This is a genomic window from Pseudoalteromonas xiamenensis (assembly GCF_030994125.1).
GTDB classification, from domain to species: Bacteria; Pseudomonadota; Gammaproteobacteria; order Enterobacterales; family Alteromonadaceae; genus Pseudoalteromonas; species Pseudoalteromonas xiamenensis_B.
Window position 1 is genome coordinate 1028468 of the sequence record NZ_CP099917.1, and the last position, 20954, is coordinate 1049421.

General features: G+C 42.8%; 18 protein-coding genes. 8 read left to right on the plus strand and 10 right to left on the minus strand.

Going from position 1 to position 20954, the window contains the following annotated elements:
- The first annotated feature begins 223 nt into the window (after window positions 1-223).
- Complete coding sequence (locus NI389_RS04700) at window positions 224-1219, plus strand: hypothetical protein (protein ID WP_308361870.1); 996 nt, start codon at window positions 224-226, stop codon at window positions 1217-1219.
- 80 nt (window positions 1220-1299) lie between these two features.
- On the opposite strand, the gene NI389_RS04705 is transcribed toward NI389_RS04700, so the two are convergent.
- Window positions 1300-2187, minus strand: a complete 888-nt coding sequence (locus tag NI389_RS04705; protein ID WP_308361871.1) for a LysR family transcriptional regulator — start codon at window positions 2185-2187, stop codon at window positions 1300-1302.
- Window positions 2188-2273: 86 nt separating this feature from the next.
- Between NI389_RS04705 and NI389_RS04710 the strand changes: the two genes are divergently transcribed.
- Window positions 2274-3365, plus strand: a complete 1092-nt coding sequence (locus NI389_RS04710; protein ID WP_308361872.1) for an alpha/beta hydrolase — start codon at window positions 2274-2276, stop codon at window positions 3363-3365.
- A 76-nt stretch (window positions 3366-3441) separates the two neighbouring features.
- On the opposite strand, the gene NI389_RS04715 is transcribed toward NI389_RS04710, so the two are convergent.
- From NI389_RS04715 to NI389_RS04725, 3 genes are all read right to left on the minus strand, one after another.
- Window positions 3442-5991: an Ig-like domain-containing protein gene (locus NI389_RS04715; RefSeq protein ID WP_308361873.1), complete on the minus strand. Its 2550-nt coding sequence runs from the start codon at window positions 5989-5991 to the stop codon at window positions 3442-3444.
- A 204-nt stretch (window positions 5992-6195) separates the two neighbouring features.
- Entirely contained in the window at window positions 6196-6681 is a 486-nt protein-coding gene (locus NI389_RS04720; RefSeq protein ID WP_308361874.1) for a DUF4124 domain-containing protein, read from the minus strand.
- Window positions 6682-6824: 143 nt separating this feature from the next.
- Window positions 6825-7079, minus strand: coding sequence for a DUF3297 family protein (locus tag NI389_RS04725; RefSeq protein ID WP_208843865.1), 255 nt, complete (start codon window positions 7077-7079; stop codon window positions 6825-6827).
- Window positions 7080-7304: 225 nt separating this feature from the next.
- On the opposite strand from NI389_RS04725, the gene NI389_RS04730 reads away from it, so the two are divergent.
- Complete coding sequence (locus NI389_RS04730) at window positions 7305-8729, plus strand: MFS transporter (RefSeq protein WP_308361875.1); 1425 nt, start codon at window positions 7305-7307, stop codon at window positions 8727-8729.
- Window positions 8730-8796: 67 nt separating this feature from the next.
- On the opposite strand, the gene NI389_RS04735 is transcribed toward NI389_RS04730, so the two are convergent.
- Entirely contained in the window at window positions 8797-9774 is a 978-nt protein-coding gene (locus tag NI389_RS04735; protein WP_308361876.1) for a YbbR-like domain-containing protein, read from the minus strand.
- A 168-nt stretch (window positions 9775-9942) separates the two neighbouring features.
- The gene (locus NI389_RS04740) at window positions 9943-11157 is read right to left on the minus strand and encodes a hypothetical protein (protein WP_308361877.1); all 1215 of its coding nucleotides are present in this window, start codon (window positions 11155-11157) and stop codon (window positions 9943-9945) included.
- Between the two features lie 153 nt (window positions 11158-11310).
- Here NI389_RS04740 and NI389_RS04745 point away from each other — a divergent pair, with 153 nt between their 5' ends.
- Window positions 11311-11817, plus strand: a complete 507-nt coding sequence (locus NI389_RS04745; RefSeq protein WP_308361878.1) for a hypothetical protein — start codon at window positions 11311-11313, stop codon at window positions 11815-11817.
- Window positions 11818-12026: 209 nt separating this feature from the next.
- Window positions 12027-12251, plus strand: coding sequence for a hypothetical protein (locus tag NI389_RS04750; RefSeq protein ID WP_308361879.1), 225 nt, complete (start codon window positions 12027-12029; stop codon window positions 12249-12251).
- A gap of 77 nt (window positions 12252-12328) precedes the next feature.
- Here the strand turns inward: NI389_RS04750 and NI389_RS04755 are convergent, their stop codons facing one another.
- Complete coding sequence (locus NI389_RS04755; protein ID WP_308361880.1) at window positions 12329-14326, minus strand: urocanate hydratase; 1998 nt, start codon at window positions 14324-14326, stop codon at window positions 12329-12331.
- Between the two features lie 14 nt (window positions 14327-14340).
- Complete coding sequence (gene hutH, locus NI389_RS04760; RefSeq protein WP_308361881.1) at window positions 14341-15849, minus strand: histidine ammonia-lyase; 1509 nt, start codon at window positions 15847-15849, stop codon at window positions 14341-14343.
- 137 nt (window positions 15850-15986) lie between these two features.
- Between hutH and NI389_RS04765 the strand changes: the two genes are divergently transcribed.
- Window positions 15987-16886 carry a LysR family transcriptional regulator gene (locus NI389_RS04765; protein WP_308361882.1) on the plus strand — a complete coding sequence of 300 codons (900 nt, stop codon included), beginning with the start codon at window positions 15987-15989 and terminating at the stop codon, window positions 16884-16886.
- A 48-nt stretch (window positions 16887-16934) separates the two neighbouring features.
- Here NI389_RS04765 and NI389_RS04770 read toward each other — a convergent pair whose 3' ends face one another.
- The gene (locus tag NI389_RS04770; protein ID WP_308361883.1) at window positions 16935-17141 is read right to left on the minus strand and encodes a hypothetical protein; all 207 of its coding nucleotides are present in this window, start codon (window positions 17139-17141) and stop codon (window positions 16935-16937) included.
- A gap of 183 nt (window positions 17142-17324) precedes the next feature.
- On the opposite strand from NI389_RS04770, the gene NI389_RS04775 reads away from it, so the two are divergent.
- Together NI389_RS04775 and NI389_RS04780 are read left to right on the plus strand one after the other, a co-directional pair.
- Window positions 17325-18038: a hypothetical protein gene (locus NI389_RS04775; RefSeq protein ID WP_308361884.1), complete on the plus strand. Its 714-nt coding sequence runs from the start codon at window positions 17325-17327 to the stop codon at window positions 18036-18038.
- Between the two features lie 159 nt (window positions 18039-18197).
- Window positions 18198-19235, plus strand: a complete 1038-nt coding sequence (locus NI389_RS04780; RefSeq protein ID WP_308361885.1) for a cytosolic protein — start codon at window positions 18198-18200, stop codon at window positions 19233-19235.
- Between the two features lie 136 nt (window positions 19236-19371).
- Here the strand turns inward: NI389_RS04780 and NI389_RS04785 are convergent, their stop codons facing one another.
- Complete coding sequence (locus tag NI389_RS04785) at window positions 19372-20718, minus strand: glycosyl hydrolase family 28-related protein (RefSeq protein ID WP_308361886.1); 1347 nt, start codon at window positions 20716-20718, stop codon at window positions 19372-19374.
- Window positions 20719-20954 lie beyond the last annotated feature (236 nt).

Consider the following 20954-nt stretch of genomic DNA (forward strand, 5'->3'; position numbering starts at 1 on the left):
TTGAACCCTACTATTCACGTTTAATGTGGTTTTTTATCCGTCCTCTGCAGCACCGTAAGCATAAAGGTGAACACGTCGAAAAATTAAGTTACAAACCAATATGAAACTTACTATTGATGTTTTACACATCTAATTTTAACATCATTTTATCATTGGCGATTGTTGCTGCATATAACGTCTCCTTTGGTAAGAACAAATTGGAAAACAATAAAAGGAAAATTTTATGAAAAACACACTTAAACTTTCGTCAATTGCTTCCGTGGTTGCACTGGCATGTTCATTGAATGTGGCGGCAGCAGAATCCACAGTATCCTCGATTCAAAATGACGTGTATCTCGATAATCAAGAAATGAACACGATGGTTGTCGACCCTGTTACGACAAGTGTTGTCGCGTCATGGCTACTTGATCAAGCCAAGGGGGCTATTGCAGGCCAAGCAAAAAGTTTTATTAAGAATTTATTATTTGGTAGCGGTGAATCAACAGGCCCTGCGATCGTTCGTTTACACGAAGAAGATTTACAAAAAATCGAAAACATGATCACTGACGTCATCATCACCGATGCCGTCTACGATGCCAAAAGCCAATTAAATGGTTTTGGTACCACTTTCGAGTACTACCAAGATTCATTAAATTCAGGCCGCTTTGATTCTGCGATTTTAAGTAGCCTATTAAACTATGTTAATACATTGCGTTATCACCGTGCATACGACTTAGGGTACAACTCTAATGCCTATGCGCTAACGACATCTTACTCGTTAATGGCGTCACTTAATGTAACTGTACTTACTGAGCGTTATGTCAATGGTTATGTGTCGCAAAGTTTCGTACGCTCACAAGCTAAAGCGATGGCATCAACACTTTCGAGTTTAGGCGCAGCAGTTGACACCAAAGCAAGTAAAATGGGCTATGTCCGCACTTTTGGTAACGGTTGCTGGGGTGCGCTGTCACAGGCAAAAGAAATGTACCAAATGGATGTTGAAGCGGAACAATCGTTCTCAATCGAAGGTCATGAAATGCAGCCTATGGCACCGCAAGGTTGTATCGTACAAGCCTATTTCCCAGGCAAACCCTATAAAACGTGGGATACGGAAATCTATGGTCGTTTAGAAGCCGAAGAACGGGCTTACGACTATTTAACGCTCGTACGTACGCAATACGCCAATGAAATCAAAGGCGAAGACTATTCTGAAATTCTAACTAAACTTAACACCCTGTAAGCGACTCGCTACATCGTGAATGATTGAGCCAGAGGTTTTTGCGCTGGCTCGCTTTCTTTGACAAAAAAACTTCTTTAACCTTATGTTTTTAATACTTTAATCAAGTCTGCCATTCCGGGATGCAGACGTTTATCTTGGCAATAAAAATAGTAATCTACCGTTGGCAATGCTTGCTCAATATACGCAAAATGGATGTCCTGCTGATACTTTGTCGAGAGTGATTTTGGTACGATTGCACACCCAATTTGATTGGCCACCAACGCCAGTGTTGCTGATTTCGTCCTCACCTTTTGAACTAGCTTTGGCATAACACCTACAGAATCAAGCACCGCATAGATTTCGTCATAGAGTTCAGGATGAAGCTCCCGAGGGTAACCAATATAGGGTTTGCCTTTGAGTTGCGACAAACAAACGTGCTCGCCGAACTCGCTCCAAGACTTTGGCACGGCTAATACGTATGCTTCGCGCTTCAGAAGATACAAATGTTCTTCAGGTAAATTCATCTCATGTAGGCGAATAACGGCGGCATCAATCAGCTTATTGTGGCACTGTGTCAGTAATTGTTGCGTTGTACCTTCCTCAAGTTGGATGACATCATTTGGCCTACGTTGACGAAATGCCATCATGCGCGGCGCTATTAAAACGTCAATGGCAAGTCCAATAGCCCCTAATCTTAGTGGCGCATTATCGACGTCTGATTGAGATCGGATATACTGCATTAACTCACTATGCGCTTCCAAAACCCGACCCGCTTGTTGCACGATGCGCTCGCCCTGAGCCGTCAATTTAACCTGACGAGTTGAACGTTCAAACAACTTGATATTAAAGCTTTCTTCGATTTTTTTTATTTGCTGGCTTAATGGCGGTTGCGCAATGTTCAATCGCTCCGCGGCGCGGCTAAAGCTCAATTCTTGTGCAACGGTTACCAAGTATTTTAACTTTTTGAGATCCAACTTATTTATATCCATGTAATATAAATACCCGAATTCTATATATTTGTTTTCTATTTAACTTACCTTTAGTGTCTAAAGCAATAACAAAATCGGTAATAGAAATGACAAAATTACTCTCCTTCATTTTGCTGTTTGCATTGCTTTGCAGCCCCTTTGCAAATGCAAAATTAGAACGCCATAGCTACTATTCAAAAGCGATCGAAAACAACGTCATTGGCACAAATCCTGAGCGGGTCATCAGTGTCTATCTGCCAGCGAGCTATGATAACGCTCCGGACAAAATTTACCCTGTAGTCTATTTTCTTGGTGCCTACAGTTGGTCGAATGATTTTGCACTTCCAATGGAAAAACGCATTGACCGCTTCGGTACTAAAAACCAACCTGTCGAGTTTATTGTTGTGATGCTGGATGGGGATACACCGCTACGTGGCAGTTTTTACGTTAATTCAAAGGCGCATGGCCATTTTGAGGATTTCATTATGTCAGAGGCCATTCCTTGGGTACGTAGTCATTTCAGAGTCACCCATAATCCAAATCTTACCGCGATAGCGGGCTACTCAATGGGTGGCACGGGCGCGTTGCGACTTGCCGCTCGATATCCAAACCATTTCGGGCATGTTTACGCATTAAGTCCTGGTGTGTTCAACAAAACGGGCCTTGAAGATTCGTTTCTTTCTAATAAATCGGCAATAACGCACTACAATACCTTTCGCCAAAACTATGCAAAAGTTGACGATAAGTTGGCATACCTGAATGAGGAGTTCGCCTCATTCCAAGGTGATAAGCTTTGGGATAATGGCGATGAGAATAGCGATTACGCGTTCATTCTGGCCTATGGTGGCGCTTTTGCGAGTCGCCCTAATGAGGCGTTTGGTCTACATTATTCCGAGGAAAAAAGTGCTTATCCAACATGGCAAGCTGGGTTCGGCGACATCTTATCTATGTACAAGTCCTCTTCCGTGCTCAATAAACTGAATTCGGTCCTGATTGAGGTCGGTGACCATGATGAGTTTCGTTGGATCACAAACGGCTGCGTAACGCTAAAAGTAGCTAGCGAGGAAGCTAACAGTATTGTCAAAGTCACTGTCTTTGATGGTGATCACGGTGACCATTTCGGACAACGAATTGAGTTGAGTATGTTGCCACATTTTGTAAATGTGCTCACTCAACACACAAAGATAAGGTCAAACTAACCCTTGCATCAAAGAAACAAGAAAAGTCGGTATTACGCAACTTTACGTAATACCGACGAGCAAAAACAGCGCAAAATTACTGCCCTTGGTTCATTTGAGTCAATTTATCGCCGATAGGTTTTGAAAAGTTATAACCATCGAATTTGTCCCAATTGATTGACCAGGTCATTACGCCACCAAATTGCGAATACGACTTAGAAGGCTTAATTGACCCACATTGTGTTCCTTTCGTTAAGCAATCGAGTGCCGCGATAATATTCGCCGTGGGTGCTTGACCTGAATTTGCCGATTTAGGACCCGATGGTAAACCGATGGCGACTTGGTCATCACGCAGTGGCGCAAATTGTTGACCATTTGCGAGTTTAAAACCTTCCACCAGCATTTTCGCGTGTGCAACCATCATGTTTACTGAACCTTCTGGTGCACTACTCGCCTCATAAGGATTCGGTAAACCACCATTGTTGTACAATTGCACATGCAGCAAATCAAGCATATCGCGCAGCTCATCTATCAAAGGAATATATGCTCCCCAAATCCCCGAATACGCAATCATACCGCCATGGACATAAGGATGCTCTGGTGCCATAGTAAGGTACATATCACCACCGATGTTCTGCTCTATTTTCTTCAATGCACGAGGCAAACGCGCTTGAATTTGCGAACCGTGTACTAGGTTTGAACCGCTTTCTAAATCGATATCTAAGCCATCAAATCCCCATTCCTTGATGATTGTCGTAAGACTGCTTACAAAATTTGCTTCATCTGAATCGGTATTGAGTGTAATCGTTCCCTCTGCACCACCTAGGCTCAGCACAATTACTTTGCCTTGTGCTTGTAAAGCTTTGACATCATTTTTAAATTTAGCCGGGTCAATCGCTGGGCAAGTTGAGTGAATATCTTGAACAAACGGCGTGAAATGCACTGTACCGCTAGAGTTTCGATCATTTTCTGCAAACGCAATATCGATTACATCCCAAGCAGGCGAAATATCCGAAAGTGGAATTGGGCAACCGGCTGGATTCACGAAGTTATGCCAATAGCCAATTAACTTGTGTGTTTTACCAATTGGCGCATTGACGACCTCGACGGACACACCTTGGCTGGATGCTTCATTCCCAACATTATCTTTGGCTTTTGTCGATAATGTTACGTTGCCGATTGCTGCCGGTGTATAAGCCCATTGATAAGGTAGCGTGGTGTCCGTACCAAGCAGCAAACCATTGGCAAAGAACTGTACTTGTGAGATTTGACCTGCAAATGCCGATGCATCAGCTTGCAATTGCACTGTTTTACCCAGTACTAAACGACTACCAGCGCTTGGTGCCGTTAATGTAGTTACAACCGATTGATCGGTAACAACAACTTGTTGTGTGCTTTCACCAACATTACCCTCATTATCAGTTGCTTGTGCTTTTAAGGTTACGTTACCAACACGGGTTGGCGTCCAGTCAAATAGTAATGAACTTTGACTTACTTGTGTAAGCAACGTGTCGTTTGCAAAGACAGCCAACTGGCTCACTTGTCCATCAGCGTCATTTGCCGTCACTTGGATTTTAGTCACGGCGTTTTTCAATATTGTGCTGTCCGGCGCTGGTGTTTGAAACTGAACTGTAGGCACAGCTGCACACAACCCACTTTCCGTCCATGCATCTTTCCAATATTGGCCAGTTCCTGGCTCATAAGCCCAAGCGGCATTAGAGCTACACCAGCCAGCAACATCACAACGATATTTAAGATTATTATGCGCGACAATTTGGCCTGCGCTATATGCCTGTCCTGCAACGTAACTTGCAAGGCCTGCACAACCACCAGACTGCTGTTCCACCACTTTCACTGAAACGCTGGACATTGTCGTTGCATCTTTATCGTCTGTCGCAATGACTTTTAGCGTTTGGCTTCCAACGGTATTTGCTTGCCAAGCAATTTGATATGGTGATTTATCGAGTGTCGCAAGTAGTGTTTCACCTAACCAAAACGTGACTGATTTAACACTCCCGTCGCTATCCGATGCTTCCGCTTGAATACTGACAGTACTGCCTACATTAACCTGACTGCCCGATACAGGGTTCTTAATCGAGACAGTTGGCGGCACATTACCCGATGCTGACTGAACAGTAATATTTACACTCGAGCTTTCTGTCGTTGCACCGTCATTATCCGTTACTTTGGCAAGTAATCGGTGTTGACCAAGAACCGCTGACCAACTTATTTCATAAGGTGTTTTACTTACTTCCCCAAGTAAATTGCCATTAATATAGAATGCAACATTGGCAATTGAGCCATCACTATCCGTTGCAGACGCCTTAATGATAACGCTGTCATTTTCAGCCAAAATACTGTTGTCCGTTGGCGAATCAATCGCCACCACAGGAAACTGATTACCACCACAAGCCCCTAACACTTTCCAAACATCATAAGTATTACTGTTCGTTGCAGGTGTTTGGTTTTGAGTCCACCATTTGGCTTCAAATGCTGTATTTTGTAGCGTGACTTTGCTGCCAGACGTATACACGGCATTTTGCTCCCATGTACTGAGGCCTGTGCAGTCAAAGGCATAAACGGACGAAGTTAGCCCAAGGGTGACGAGTGCCAAAGCGCTTTTCGTCGCTATATTGCGTTGTGTCATTATTGACTCCTTTACATGTTTTTGTTCAAAGCTTAACCAGCTTATAGGTAAGTAAAGTGTTACGCAATTGAAAATATAAGATTGATAAACGCAATAAACCGTGACGTCAAAATGTGCAAAGACTGTTAGAAAGGCAACGTGGATTTAGGAGCAAGTACTCAGGTGAGCGCACTGACTCATTGTGGGCTGAATACGAAAAGTGCGCTATGGACGTGTAAACGCGTTAATTTTCTCAACAAGTCTATCTAATCGCGCATCCAAGCTTTTAATGTCGGTATCAAATGCCTTGCTGACTGCATTCATTTCTTCGCTGATGCTCGTTTCCCATTGCGCTCCGGCAAGATTGTTATTCGCGCTTTGCTTTTTACGCATCAGCGCGTCCAATTTAGCATCGCGTTGTTTCATCAACCGATTCCGCTTTCCTTCAAGCCGTTCGAATTCTCGCTTGATCTGCTCCAATTCTACGTACATATCAACTTGTTCAAGTGTTTTTTGATGTTTGAGATCATCAGTATTGGCGGCCTGTTCATTAGTCGACATTTTCGGCGGTGGTGTAATTGTGACCACTTGTTGATTGTCTCCACAAGGAAACTGCGAGTATACGATGGTGCCCTCATTGTCACATTTATAAACAGAGGATGCTGCACTGGCTATCCAACTAGAAACCGCGAAAAGTAGAGAAATAGACATACTTACACTCCATGCATGTTGGCCTTAATGAATTACAGCATACCACAAACGGCCACATTTCGACTGGATTAACTTTGGTGAATACGTAAAGTAAAAAAGGAAACCTGAGGTTTCCTTTTTATCTAACAAGGCCGGAAAGCGAATTACGCTTCGCGATAAAATGCCTCTACCGTGCCTTTTGATTTGATAAGCAGTGGCTGACCACGACGGTCTAATGCTTTTGGAGAGGCAATCATAACCCAACCTTCGCTGATACAATACTCTTCAACATCAAAACGCTCTTTGCCATTCAAGCGAATGCCGATATCGTGCTGAAGTACTTCTTCAGAGTAGAACTTGCTGCGCGGGTTAATTGATAGGCGATCTGGTAATGCCGGTAATGTCGTTGTGTCGTTCATTGTGTCTTATCTACTGTAATCAATTGATGACGTGTATTGTAGGTAATCCCATCTTTACGCTCAATAGTAATGCGAAACTAAAATCATCCAAACGAGATTTTGTACCACAAAATTGATTTCAAGCAGCGTATTGCAGGAATGATGGTCGAATTCTGCTGTCCTGACTTGGAAATCCCACCTAGTTACACTAGTATGTGACTGTATTTGCCGCTATTTTGTATAAAAATGAAATCATTTCCCTCACTGTATTTTACAAATCTTTTTCTGATCGGTGGCACAGGCTTACTGACCACCTATCTTGCCCTTTACCTTGGTCAACACGGCGTTTCGACTTTCTGGATAGGTTTATTGACCTCCTGCTATTACCTAGGCCTACTTTTTGGTTCTAAACTAGGCTACACGCTCATCAAATCCGTTGGCCATATTCGTACTTTTGCAGCCAGCACTGCGGCGGTAACCGCCTGTGTCGCTGCTCATGGGATAAGTGACAACATTTATCTCTGGCTTGCTTTGCGCTTTATTGTCGGCCTTGGGATGATGTGTAACTACATGGTCTTGGAAAGTTGGCTAAATGAACAAGCCGCCCCAGAATCCCGCGGCCGCGTTTTCTCTTTTTATATGATCACCTCCTATCTCGGAATGGTTATGGGTCAATATGCCTTGTCGCAGTTCCCTGAACTCGGCTACGCACCGCTTTTCTTGGTTTGTATGGCATTGTCAGTCGGTATTATTCCGATTTCTATTACGCGACGTATTCACCCCAAACCCTTGAAACCCCTTCAGGTGAGCCTGTTCGGTTATTTGAAGAAAGTGCCACAATCACTCACCGCAGTTCATTTCGCTGGGATCATTAACGGCAGCTTTTACGGACTTGCGCCCACGTTTGCGAATTTATCGGGTTTTAATGCCACTGAAATTGCTATGTTTATGTCAGTCACCATTTTTGCGGGTTTGTTAGCACAATGGCCTATGGGGATTGTGTCGGATAAAATCCGTCGTAGCGTTCTAATTCGCAGCAATGCTGTGGCCATTGGGGTGATAAGCTTATTGATGTTTCTTCTGCCTATTTCGCAGCTCTCAGCGTATATCCTCACCTTTCTATTTGGTCTGTTCGCGTTTACGCTCTATCCACTCTCTTCCGCTTTAGCTAATTCACGAGTGGAAGATGAAGACCGTGTCGGTGTTTCATCCGCACTACTTGTTGCATTTGGCTCAGGCGCAGCACTAGGCTCAGCGGCCAACGCAAAGATTATGGCCTTATTTGGACACCAAGCCTTGTATGCGTCAATCACTGTTTTAACCATTCTCATGTTCATAATTTTGAGCTTCATTAACTCAAAGCAAAAAGCAGAGAAACCAGAGCCAACCGATTACGTTATGGGTACGTCCGACGTCACCAATTCACCACTCGCAGCAACCATGGATCCCCGTATTGAAGAAACAACGGCCCATGAACAGCTATTAGTAGTGGGTGAAGACAATGAACGCATTGAAGACGACTTAGAAGATGGCATAGACGAGCAAGACGAAACGCTTAAAACGGAAGAAGGTTTGCCTCAAACGGATAACGTTGAACAAACCAATGAAAGCGCTGAGAATCCAACAGCAGCGGACGAACAGCCCGTGGCGAATAGTCCGTTGACAAAATAGTCGCGTCCACACAGCAACAACAGTGTCGTTATGACGACACTGTTATTAGCATTAGTAATGGACTGTTTTATTCTAGTCCGTCTTGTCCATACCAGCTCCAGCTTGGATACAGCACGCCATTTACGACAGCCTCGTTACCGGTAAAAATAGAATGAGGCTTATCTAACGCGGTCCAACCTGTCGCCGTTGAATGTTCCAATTCAAACACAACGTTGCCGTAAATCTCGTAAGGTCCAGTGATAGAAGATTCATGATAGGCTGCAAACAACGTTTGTCCTCCCATCATCAAATGGCCAACTGAACTTTGATTGTCGACATCCACTGCACCTTTACTCCAAATCATAAGTAACGCAACTGAAGACTGATTGTCGGCAAGAAAATAACCATTACCTGAGACTTCAACGGAACTAAATTGGCTCCCAGACGTTGAGCGAGCAAAAGAGGTATCCAAGACATTTAACGTAATTTCCGTGTTTTCTGCTTGAAACTCAATTACTGAGCTACCCGACACACGAAATTTAGCTCGAGACTGTTTCCTCACGTAGGCTGTGCTGTTATCCGTAATTAAAAATGGGTAAAACACGCCGTCACTGTTTTCACTGTTTGCAGTGATGTTTTCTAGCACTAGTGTACTGTTGCCTTTCGCCACAACAGCTTGGACATTGCTTGGCGTCGTAATCGTAAGATTTTTTAAATTGACAACTGAGTGGATAGCCGTAACCACACTCATATCTGCCTGAATGGACTTAATGCTACTTGCGACTGATGAGTCACCAACAATTGAAATGTTGTCAGACTCAAAAGTAACGGGACCTTGGCATTCGCCTCGAATTTCTAATTCAGATTGTGTTTTAAACCAAACACCTCGAGCGGCGTATTGTTGTAATGCCAACGGATTTTGTTGGCAGTTTAATTTAAGTCGATAAAATTTTGCCGACGATTGGGCTTCTACACCGTCGATGTGTGGCTGTGCAATCGCGGCGTTTGATAACATGCAAGCCGCAGCAACACCGATGCTTATCACCGCTTTGTTGAAAGGTTTCATTCAAATTTCCTTTTATTGGTTAATAACGCGATGCCACTTACGCAACTGCAATGGACCAAATGACAGCGCAGTCAATTTTTAACCAGTAAATGAATTTTATTCAAATGAAATTAGTTTAAGTTGATGCGAATATCGCGAGTGATCCAAACAGCCTAGTTCTAGAACAGGTTATTTAGTCGGCCTCTCACTCTGTTTTTCAAGTAAACGGGCTTCATGATCTAACACAAGGTATTCAAACCAAGTCAGCACATTATTATTAAACATACCATCAAAATCGAGCGCTCCGCTTGTCCATGTTTTGTTTACTACCGAGCAAGGTTGTTTATTTTCGAATTTAAGTATTCTTAACAAGGGATTATCTGCTTTTGACAACGTACTTAGATATTGTATGAAAGCAAATGCAGACGCATATAAAGCATGCCGATTGTCGCTCCACATCTCATTTGTATTAATGACATCATCAAATAACAGCGGTGCACCTAGATAATTACTGCGCGCATCCCACGTTGCTTTATCTAAAAACAATTCGGGATTTTCGCTTTCATAAAAATGCGCAAAATACTGAGCTAATCCTTCTTGTGCCCAGCGATGCATGTAGCCAAATTGAACAAAGTTAACAGCATGAACAGATTCATGAATGGTGGTACGTAACAAACTGTTCGTATCGATATACCCTTCGTACGTTAGTGGTAAGTGCACTAGCGAGATATGTTCCAAGGGTAAGTACACACCAGGTATATTTGATGGGGTAGATGCATGATATTTGTCCAGTAATGCCTCATAGGTTTCTAAATCATAGGCAATAAGGATTTTGATATCCGATTGATAGAGTTTTTCATAACCGAGCCAATCAATATATTGGCTGTATACTTTGTCGAGGTGCTTCGAGACTGTCTCATAAATCTTATTTTCGAATTTTTGATTCACGAATTCAGACAGCGGCATGGTATAGCGACGACTGTAAACGAGTTGAATTTCTAGGTGATATAAATCGGTGAAGCGCTCCGTTTTCTCGTCATACACAATTGGTACTCGTTCAAGCCTGCGACACAGTTCGAGATCCGCCATAGACGGTCTGACCTCTAACCAAGGATGAGGCGCAGACTGCGTGTACACTTCCCCGTCGGAAGTCATTTTTGGGGATGATTTTGGTTCGAACTCCTCATGGGTAGGAGTTTCACTAATTTGAGGCACATCGCTCGCAGTATCCTGCAATTTTACAGCTTTAACTGAGTGTTCTATTACCAAAGGAAGGGTCACGTTCGAGGTCTCATCTCGTGATTCCAACCAAAATAAAATCACTTGTACAATTACCATGGCGATAACGAGAACCATCGCAATATACGTCAGTAAACGAGTTGTCGATAAAGGTTTCTTGTGCACGAATATCCCTTTGTTGCCGTTTTATATCAATCTTGAAGTCAAAGAGGCTTAAACAGTCTGATTGGGCATTTCTATTTTAGAAATATTTCGCCAAAACAGGTATCGTTCGGTAGAAAATAATATTAATACATGAAATAGCGAAAGGAGCCCACCTTGAGAAAAATAAAATTCCACCTGATACCCTTTTTCGTTTTGATAAGTGCAGTGCTTGGTGTAAACCTCACAGCCAATGCGCAGAACATAGACCACGGACAAAATGCTCGATTACCTTCGGCGCTTAAAACGTTTAGTTTAGAGCTGTGGTCTCCGGACCAAGCTGCGCCACTCGATACTAAACCCGCTGAGTTTGGGGATAACTATCGCTATCGTTATACACCCGAACAACATTCTTTCGAAGAGACGGAAACCAACCGAGTCGTTGTGTTTTCATTGAATAAATCATTAAAGGCTCGGTATCAATTTCGCTGGATAGCTGCGGACACTCCACAATTTACGCACATCGTGAGCATGAAACCGGACGAAATAATCGTCGGTTTGGACGATGGACCACTAAGCGGGCAAACTTATTTTGAACTTTGGATTTACGACACAGAATTGCAGCAAAGCTTTATGTGCGATCCCGAAGTGGTGATTCGACGCCCGCCCGATGAAACTCCCTAGTGAATAGATTCATCTTCGCTCTCGCTTGTTCTGCAAACGCTTCTGTACCAAGTTTGCCAGAACAAGTGCTCCACTAAGCCCTACCGCACATTTCACGGTTTTCCCTCACAATATAAGACTATTGCCCGACTATTAAGACGTTACATTCTCTAAGCTGTCCTAGTCGCATTTGTCGCGGCTCCACGGTTATTAAATAAAAGGATTAAATTATGGCAAATGGTAAAAACTCATTTGTGGGTGATGCTAATGCTTGGCATATCCACCACAACGACCACATTAAGTACCACAATGGTGCTCGTGTAAACGTGTCTGATCGCACTCAAACCCAAGTACTTGAAAAACTCCGTGAGAAATACCCTAACCTAGATGACCTTACAGATAAGTCAGGTTGGTTAGCGTGTAAAAAATGGATGGACAATAACCTAGACGATTGATTCTACTTTACCCAACCCAACCATAAAAAAAGCGCTGCGGATATTCACTCACAGCGCTTTTATTCAATCGAAATGACTTAGAACAAGCCGTTTAGAATGTCGTCGTCAACCGTATTTGCCAGTGTTACTTTCAGCTTTGGTGTGCGAGCCATTTCACGTTTAATTGCAAAATTGGCTTCTTCGTTACGTGCCCAGCTTCGGCGCGCAATACCGTTGTTTACATCGAATAACAACATTGACGTCAAGCGTCGCTCTGCACTTTCGCTACCATCTAGCAGCATGCCGAATCCCCCATTGATAACTTCGCCCCAACCGACACCACCACCATTATGAATAGAGACCCAAGTCGCACCACGGAAACTGTCGCCGATCACGTTGTGAATGGCCATATCAGCGGTAAAACGGCTTCCATCATAAATATTGGATGTTTCACGGAAAGGAGAATCTGTGCCGCTGACATCATGGTGGTCACGCCCAAGTACAACTGGGCCAATTTCGCCTCGATTAATTGCATCGTTGAATGCTTTAGCTATTTCCATGCGACCTTGTGCGTCCGCATAAAGAATACGCGCCTGAGAACCTACAACTAACTTGTTTTGTTTCGCGTCGTTAATCCAAGTAATGTTATCTTGCATTTGCTGCTGAATTTCTTCTGGCGATTCTTCCATAATTTTATTCAACACACGTGCAGCAATAGCATCTGTCTTGTCTAAATCTTCTGAATTACCAGACGTACACACCCAACGGAATGGACCAAAACCATAGTCAAAGCACATTGGGCCTAAAATATCTTGTACGTACGACGGATATTTAAAATCTATCCCGTTATCAGCCATGACATCGCCACCTGCGCGCGACGCTTCAAGTAAAAACGCATTACCATAGTCAAAGAAATACGTGCCTTTCGCGGTATGTTTGTTTACCGCATCTGCATGACGTTTCAAGGTCGCCTGAACTTTCGCTTTGAAAACGTCTGGCTCTTCACGAATTAAACGGTTCGACTCTTCGTAACTTATTCCAACTGGGTAATAACCGCCTGACCAAGGGTTATGCAAAGAGGTTTGATCCGACCCCAAGTGAACAAAAATGTTGTGCTCGTAAAACGCTTCCCACACATCGACTACGTTTCCAATGAAAGCAATCGATACGACTTCTTCATTTACCTGTGCTTCACGAACTCGAGAAATCAACGTGTCCATATTGTCGATGAGTTCATCAACCCAACCCTGCTGATGACGTTTTGTCGCGGCTTTCGGATTTACTTCCGCGCAAACCGTAATACAGTTTGCGATGTTACCCGCTTTTGGCTGCGCACCGCTCATACCACCCAAACCGGCCGTTAGGAAGATCTTTCCTTTCGGGCTTTCGCTTTTATTCAACACTTTACGGAACGCATTCATGACGGTAATTGTCGTGCCATGAACGATACCCTGTGGACCGATATACATAAACGAGCCTGCCGTCATTTGCCCGTATTGGGTAACGCCCAGAGCGTTAAAGCGCTCCCAGTCATCTGGTTTTGAGTAATTCGGGATCATCATACCATTCGTTACGACAACACGAGGGGCGTCTTCTGACGATGGGAACAAGCCCATTGGGTGGCCTGAATACATATGAAGCGTTTGGTCACTTTCCATTTCACTTAAGTATTTCATCGCCAGACGATATTGCGCCCAGTTTTGGAAAACTGCACCATTACCACCGTACGTAATAAGCTCTTCAGGATGCTGTGCAACGGCTGGATCCAAGTTGTTGTCAATCATCAACATGATCGCAGCTGCTTGCTCACACTTTGCAGGATAATCAGAAATTGCTCGTGCTTTCAGCGCATAGTTTGGCTTGAAGCGATACATGTAGATACGGCCAAAACCGTTTAATTCTTTGGCAAATTCTGGTGCCAGTTCACTGTGCCACTCTTTAGGGAAGTAACGGAGCGCGTTGCGAATAGCCAATTGCTTTTCTTCCGTTGACAGAATGTCTTTGCGTTTTGGCGCACGGTTTGCGTCTTCTGGATAGGGTTTTACAGCTGGCAGCTCTGTCGGAATACCTTGCTTAATTTGTTCTTGAAATGTCATGCTTGCTTCCATCGTTATAAGCTCCCAGTTTGTACGTTGAACGCCTGTGATTTCACCAATTTGATCATCGCATCAATATCCGGTTTGAGTAATCTATCTTCTTCGAGCTTCGCCACTTTCGCTCGGATAATATCGAAGTTTTCTTCAATTAAATCAGAACATTTGTTTGGACGGCGGAACTCAATAGCTTGCGCTGCATACATTAGTTCGATTGCAAAAATCTTTTCAAGATTACCAAGAATTTGGTTCAATTTACGACCGGAGATACTGCCCATTGAAACGTGATCTTCTTGCCCCATTGATGTTGGCACACTGTCCGCGGAAGGCGGGAAACATAACGATTTATTCTCAGTTACTAATGCAGCCGTTGTATATTGCGGGATCATCATTCCTGAGTTCAAGCCACCCGACGTCGTGAGTAAACGCGGCAAACCGTGCAATCCTTCTAACAATAAATAGCAACGTCGATCAGAGATATTACCCAGTTCAGCGGCGGCAATAGAAGCGTAATCCAGTACCATTGCCAAAGGTTGGCCGTGGAAACCTCCACCTGAAATCGCCTCTTGTGCACTAATAACGATTGGGTTATCTGTTACTGAGTTCATTTCAATTTCAACCATGTCTTTAAGATGGTTGTATGCGTTACGTGATGCACCATGTACTTGTGGAATACAACGCAATGAATAAGGATCCTGGACGCGATCACAATCCGTATGTGCCGCCATATTCTCTGAATCTTTAAAGAAACGACGCATACGTGTTGCCACTTCAATATTGCCTGCAAACGCGCGAATTTCATGTAATTCTGGTCTAAATGGCGATTGGCTACCTTGCATCCCTTCAATGCTCATTGCACCAGCAAGATCAGCTAAATCAAGCAAGTAGCGCATTCTTGTTAATGCAGTGATACCGTGTGAAAGAATAAACTGCGTCCCATTGATAAGGGCTAGACCTTCTTTCGCGTGTAATTCAAGTGGTGCAAAGCCATGTTTTTCTAACGCTTGCGCTGCAGACACGATTTGATCGCCTTGCCAAAATTCGCCTTCACCAATTAAGGGTAAGAACAAGTGTGATAAAGGCGCCAAATCACCAGATGCACCAACAGAACCTTGCTCAGGTACAACCGGAATAAGGTCTAATTCAATAAACGCCAACATGCGTTCCACCACTTCCAAGCGGATACCCGAAAAACCTTGGCTTAACGCGTGCACTTTAGTGATCAGCATTAGCTTAGAAATTGGTTTTGCAATGGGTTCACCCACACCAACCGCGTGTGTGATGAGTAGGTTTTTTTTTTGCAGTAAATGCGTTTCTTCAGGAGAGATTTGTGTATCGCAAAGTGGACCGAAGCCTGTGTTGATACCGTAAATCGCTTTGTCAGAACTCGCCATAATATCGACATTGCGGCGGCTTTTATTAATTTTATCTAGCGCTTCTTGACACAGTTCGGCCTTAATCGTGCCGTTGGCAATCCCGTTTACGATATCCAGATTTAATCTGTCTACACCGTATTTAAACGTCATATTCTTCTCCTAACTTGCTGATTCTTTATGCGTCGTAACGCTTATATTGTCCTTATGCTAGCTTGCTCATGAAGTTTTATAAATGCATAATAATCGTAATTCATTCCGATTATATCGAACTAAAAAGAGTTAGCTTTATGCAAGTCCATGACGTTGATTTACGTTTGTTACGCATATTTGTCGCGATTGTTGAAAGTGGTGGATTATCGGCCGCAGAGTCCCGCCTTAATATCGGACGTTCAACCATCAGTTCACATTTGTCGGACTTAGAAGTTCGCTTGGGGCTTAAATTGTGTAAACGTGGCCGTAGTGGATTTGAATTAACCGAAGCTGGTCGCGTAACGTATCAAGCATCACTTGAGCTTTTGCAGCAATGCGAAGCGTTTGCGTCAACCGTGGCAAGTTCTAAACATGAACTCTCTGGACGAGCGACCATTGCCATTATTGATACCATGGTCAGCGATCCTCGCTGCGGCGTAGCAAAAGCTATTTCGATTCTTAAACGAAAAGGCAAAAATCTCCAATTCGATATCAACGTATGTGAAGCGCGAGAAGTGGAAACATCGGTAGTAAATGGTCGTTCGCTAGTCGGACTTGGCGTTAGCCGACACCAAATACGTGGTCTTGATTATTATCCGCTCCACAATGAAACCAATTATCTGTATTGTGCTCAGGGACACCCGCTTTTTAACTGCGAGCCCACTTCATTACATAAGCTATTACTCGACGCGGAAGTCGTCACAAGTAATTACATGCGTGACAAAGAAACGCGTAACGATGGATTAAACTATCAAAACAGCGCGATTGCCTACCACGATGAAGGGATTGCCCATCTAATTTTATCTGGTGCATTTATTGGTTATTTGCCAGAACACTATGCTGCTTACTGGGTGGATAAAGGAGTGTTTAAAGCGATTCTACCAGAGCAATATTCCTATCAAATCCCGGTTATGTTGATCACATCAAAAACAAACAGCACATCCAGTCTTGCACAAGCCTTAATTGAGGAACTAAAACAGTGCCACAGTAAAACGTAGCGCTAAGTCTAGCGCGATATTCTTCGCGCTAGTCGAGTTCACTGAGTTTTAAACCCCTGTGGTAGGGCCAACACTCGGACCTACGTCAGCCAATTCGCCAACTAACGTTGTCTTTGTTGCAAAACCTTCTGTGCGCGTCGTACGGATATCAATAGTGAGTAACGCACCTGCGACCAACGCCGTTTGATTTAGGGGTAAGGCGTTTTTGTCGTTTGACAGCATTTTCATATTCTTCTTTTTCAGTTTTAGATTCATAACTATCTCCTTTTTTAGAATCAATCTAAATACTATTTAACCTTTTGTAATATGTAAATGAATATTTAGTTAACAAATTAATCCTCCTTCGAGCTATGCTGTCGTAAAAATCATGACTTTTGGCACTCATCGTAAGTGACACTTCTGACTAAGATGATTTCAGTCTTCAAAAAGGAGTAAGCGATGAACACAATTTACCAAACGTTACTTTATTTACATATTTTGGCCGGCGCTTCTGCCCTTATCTTATTTTGGTTACCTGCCTATTTTAAAAAAGGCAGCCGCCAGCATAATCAATCCGGCCGGGCCTATGTATACGTAATGTATGTCGCGGCGGGTGTTGGTACGATGATGTCATTACTGGGTTTGTGCTACCCCGAAGCGTTGGCTGGACGCGTTCTTAATGCCGCGGAATTACTCCAGTTGCAAGCGACACGTCTTTTTCTGCTGTACTTAAGTTTGTTAACCGTCACGACGGTACGTCACGCCACACTGGTGTTACAGGCGAAGCAACAACGTACGCAGCTAAGACAGGCAAGTCATCTCATGCTGATGGCCGCTTTGTTCATTGCAGGCCCATGTCTGGCCTACTATGGTTGGACGTTAAATCGAGTATTGCTCATTATTTTTGGTTCGCTGGGCGCGCTATTAGCTTGCAATTTTCTCTTCTACAGTTTCAAAACAACACTGTCGACGAAAGAATGGGTTATAGAACATCTAAGTAGCATGATTGGCTCTGGGATCGCTTGTTATACTGCGTTTTTCGCCTTTGGTGGACGTGCGCTTTTTGCAAATGTTGCTTCGTTGCAACTAATGAGTTGGATTTTGCCAAGTGTTATTGGCGCAATAAGCATAAAGTTCTTAAAACGTCGATATTACAAACAGTTTGATCGCTAGCAGGGTCGTTATTGTACGTAAGATATCATCAGGATTTACCTCTGTAATCCTGATGATTTAGAACTCAATTTACTCACAAATAACTCGAGTGAATTTTGTACAACTTTCATCACCCTCTCAAATTTGCTACAATGTCTCACTTGCGTAAATGGAGGATGAATGAAGTTACTGTATTGGCTTGATGACTGGCTAACCCTTTCCACGAATGAACAACAAGCACAGTTACCTTTCACCGGTGACGATTTACTCGATGATGTTTTTGTCAAATACCACTTCGTTGACCTCAACAAACCGCTTCTCTTTACCTTCTCTCCCGCAGGTACAAATTATCAAGAACATGACTTTCATGCGGATTTTTCGCCATGGGGTTATCGCTTGGCCAAGAAGCAAGGGGTAAATATTATTGCCTTTCAGCATTTGGGACGAAGTAATTGGTTTCGAAGCCGCAATTTAATCTTCTTCTTGGAACAACTCGCGACACTGCTTGAGCCATTTAATCGACGACTTGGTTATGGACTAAGCCGCGGAGGATTCGGTATTGGTGCATTTGCAAACTTACTACAACTCGATACCGTGTTACTTTTTCATCCTGTCAGCACAAAAAATAAAGCTAAAGCGCATTGGGATACTCGTTCTAGTACTGACATTGCACAGCAATTTGACTGGGAAGGTGATTATCACGACCTAGATTTAGGGAAAGCGCAAGGATACATTATTTATGATCCAACAAACCCAATAGACAGAGGGCACGCGAAACGTTACACCGGATTGACGCATTTAAGGGTGTTTGGAATGGGTCATGGCACGCATGCAACGTACATGAACAAATTTGGTTTTTACAAACAAATCGCTGTCGATTTTATGCGTTCAGAACACATCGATATTGCTCAATTTAGACAGCAAACCAAAACGTTACGTTTCAAAGAAGACTATTACAAACGCCTCAACAAGGCGAATGCAAAATCTCTGCATCGACTCGAATTGCTCAGTAAAGCGCACAACATCTTACTTGAAGAAAAAGTTGAACACGTACAAGAGCACCAAGCGCAGATCGACATTCAACCTTTGATTGATATCGCCATAAAACATCAAGAAGAACATCCACAGGATGCGATTCAACTCCTTGAAGTGGCACAACAGCTCGTCCCTGATGATCCACTCATTGCACATACATTAAAACAGTTGGATAAAGATTGAAAACACAGCTCTAAATGCGGATTCGCAATGCGGGTAGTATTTCTCCAGTCGTTTCAATATGTATTAATTTATGATGATACAATAGGCGCTCACTCTAACTTAAAAGGCAACCATTTGGTTGCCTTTTACATTTTGATTAGTGAACTTTTTCCAGAGTAGCTTTACCACCACCGAGTCCATTACCACCATAAAAATCTAACATAAGATATAATCTTCCGCCTTCAGCTTTTACCGCGATACGGCTTGAAGCGTCATTTTCTTTACGGATAATCTGATATGGAGCAGCAGTCCAGTTAAAAATTGTAAATTCAGATAGAACAGGTTCATATCCATCTCGCAGGCCTGAAACCGTCAATCTGTATGTGGAATTGGAACCGATTCTGAATGATTCTGGTAACGCAACCCAAGATTTGTTTGCCGGTAAAGAAACATCTGCGGTTAGCTTAGATGGTGTATCTTGAAATGTTGAATTTTCGTCAAGGCTAGGTTGGCCGCCAATTGCTACGATGTTGCCTTCAACATTACTGTTTTTCAAAATTACTGAATTCTGCCACCAATCTTGACCCGTCATTCCACTCACTTTAATCATTTGCGCATTTTCAGCATCAATGACAGCGATGTTACGATTTGAGCTGCTTCCACCTTGAACAAAAACGCTGTTGATATCAAGAGAGCGTGAATTTCGAACTTTGAATACTGTTTTGACACCTTCGGCATAGAAATTACTTATTGAGTTGTTCCATGTAGAATCTGTCGATTTAGGACCGAATATCTCAACACCAACATTGGAGCCTTGAACAGTCGAATTTACGATGTTTGTGCCCATCGCAGCTAATTTCATACCGATATCAGCATTTTGAACATAGACATTATCAATGACGTTTACGTTATTAAACCAACCATTTGGTTCCGTATTCCAATAAGCAGGATTTTCTCCATTACTGTGAAACTCAATACCTACGTTAACATCATAAATGAAAAGATCTTGGAATCGGTCCCAAATCATCCATTTACCATAGATACCTTTATCAAATCCTATGATATCCAGTTTCTTAAAGTTCGAACGATAGCTCGCAAACTCAATTTCAATCGCTTTACCTTGGCGACTGCTTGATGATTGTCTAAATGTTAAATTTTCAACTTCAATACCATGTGCCACTTTTAAAATTGAGTTAGAACTATTCGTTTCTAAGATAGAAATATCTTTTTGCTCACCATATATTTTAACTTTGGCATTATGCGGGCCATATGCTTTTGCAACATCTACAGCTTGAAATACGTTGAAAGTACCGGATGGAATATAGACACTTTTCTTATTTGCTATTGCATAATTAATTGCGTTTTGAATCGCTTGGCTATCATCTCTTCCATCATTAGCGACCGCGCCAAATCGGCTATCTGTAATTGATACGAAATCATTTGCAAACGCAGAGAATGGTGTAGATAGGATTAAAGAAGTTAATAGGGCTAGTTTTGTTTTCATATAATTTCCTTATATTAGAACCTATTATCCTATTATTCAACAATCAAGAACTCAACAAAATAACGCGCTTCATTAACAATAGTTTACGGTGCTAACAGTATTAACATTTAACCAGACTTTAATACTAAAAATCACGACAAAAATACTTTAAAAGTGTTTCCTTTTAATGCCCCTGATGACACATTTTGAAATAGTTTATCGCTTTAGCTTCCTAAGCTTTAGCGTTATGCTAGTGT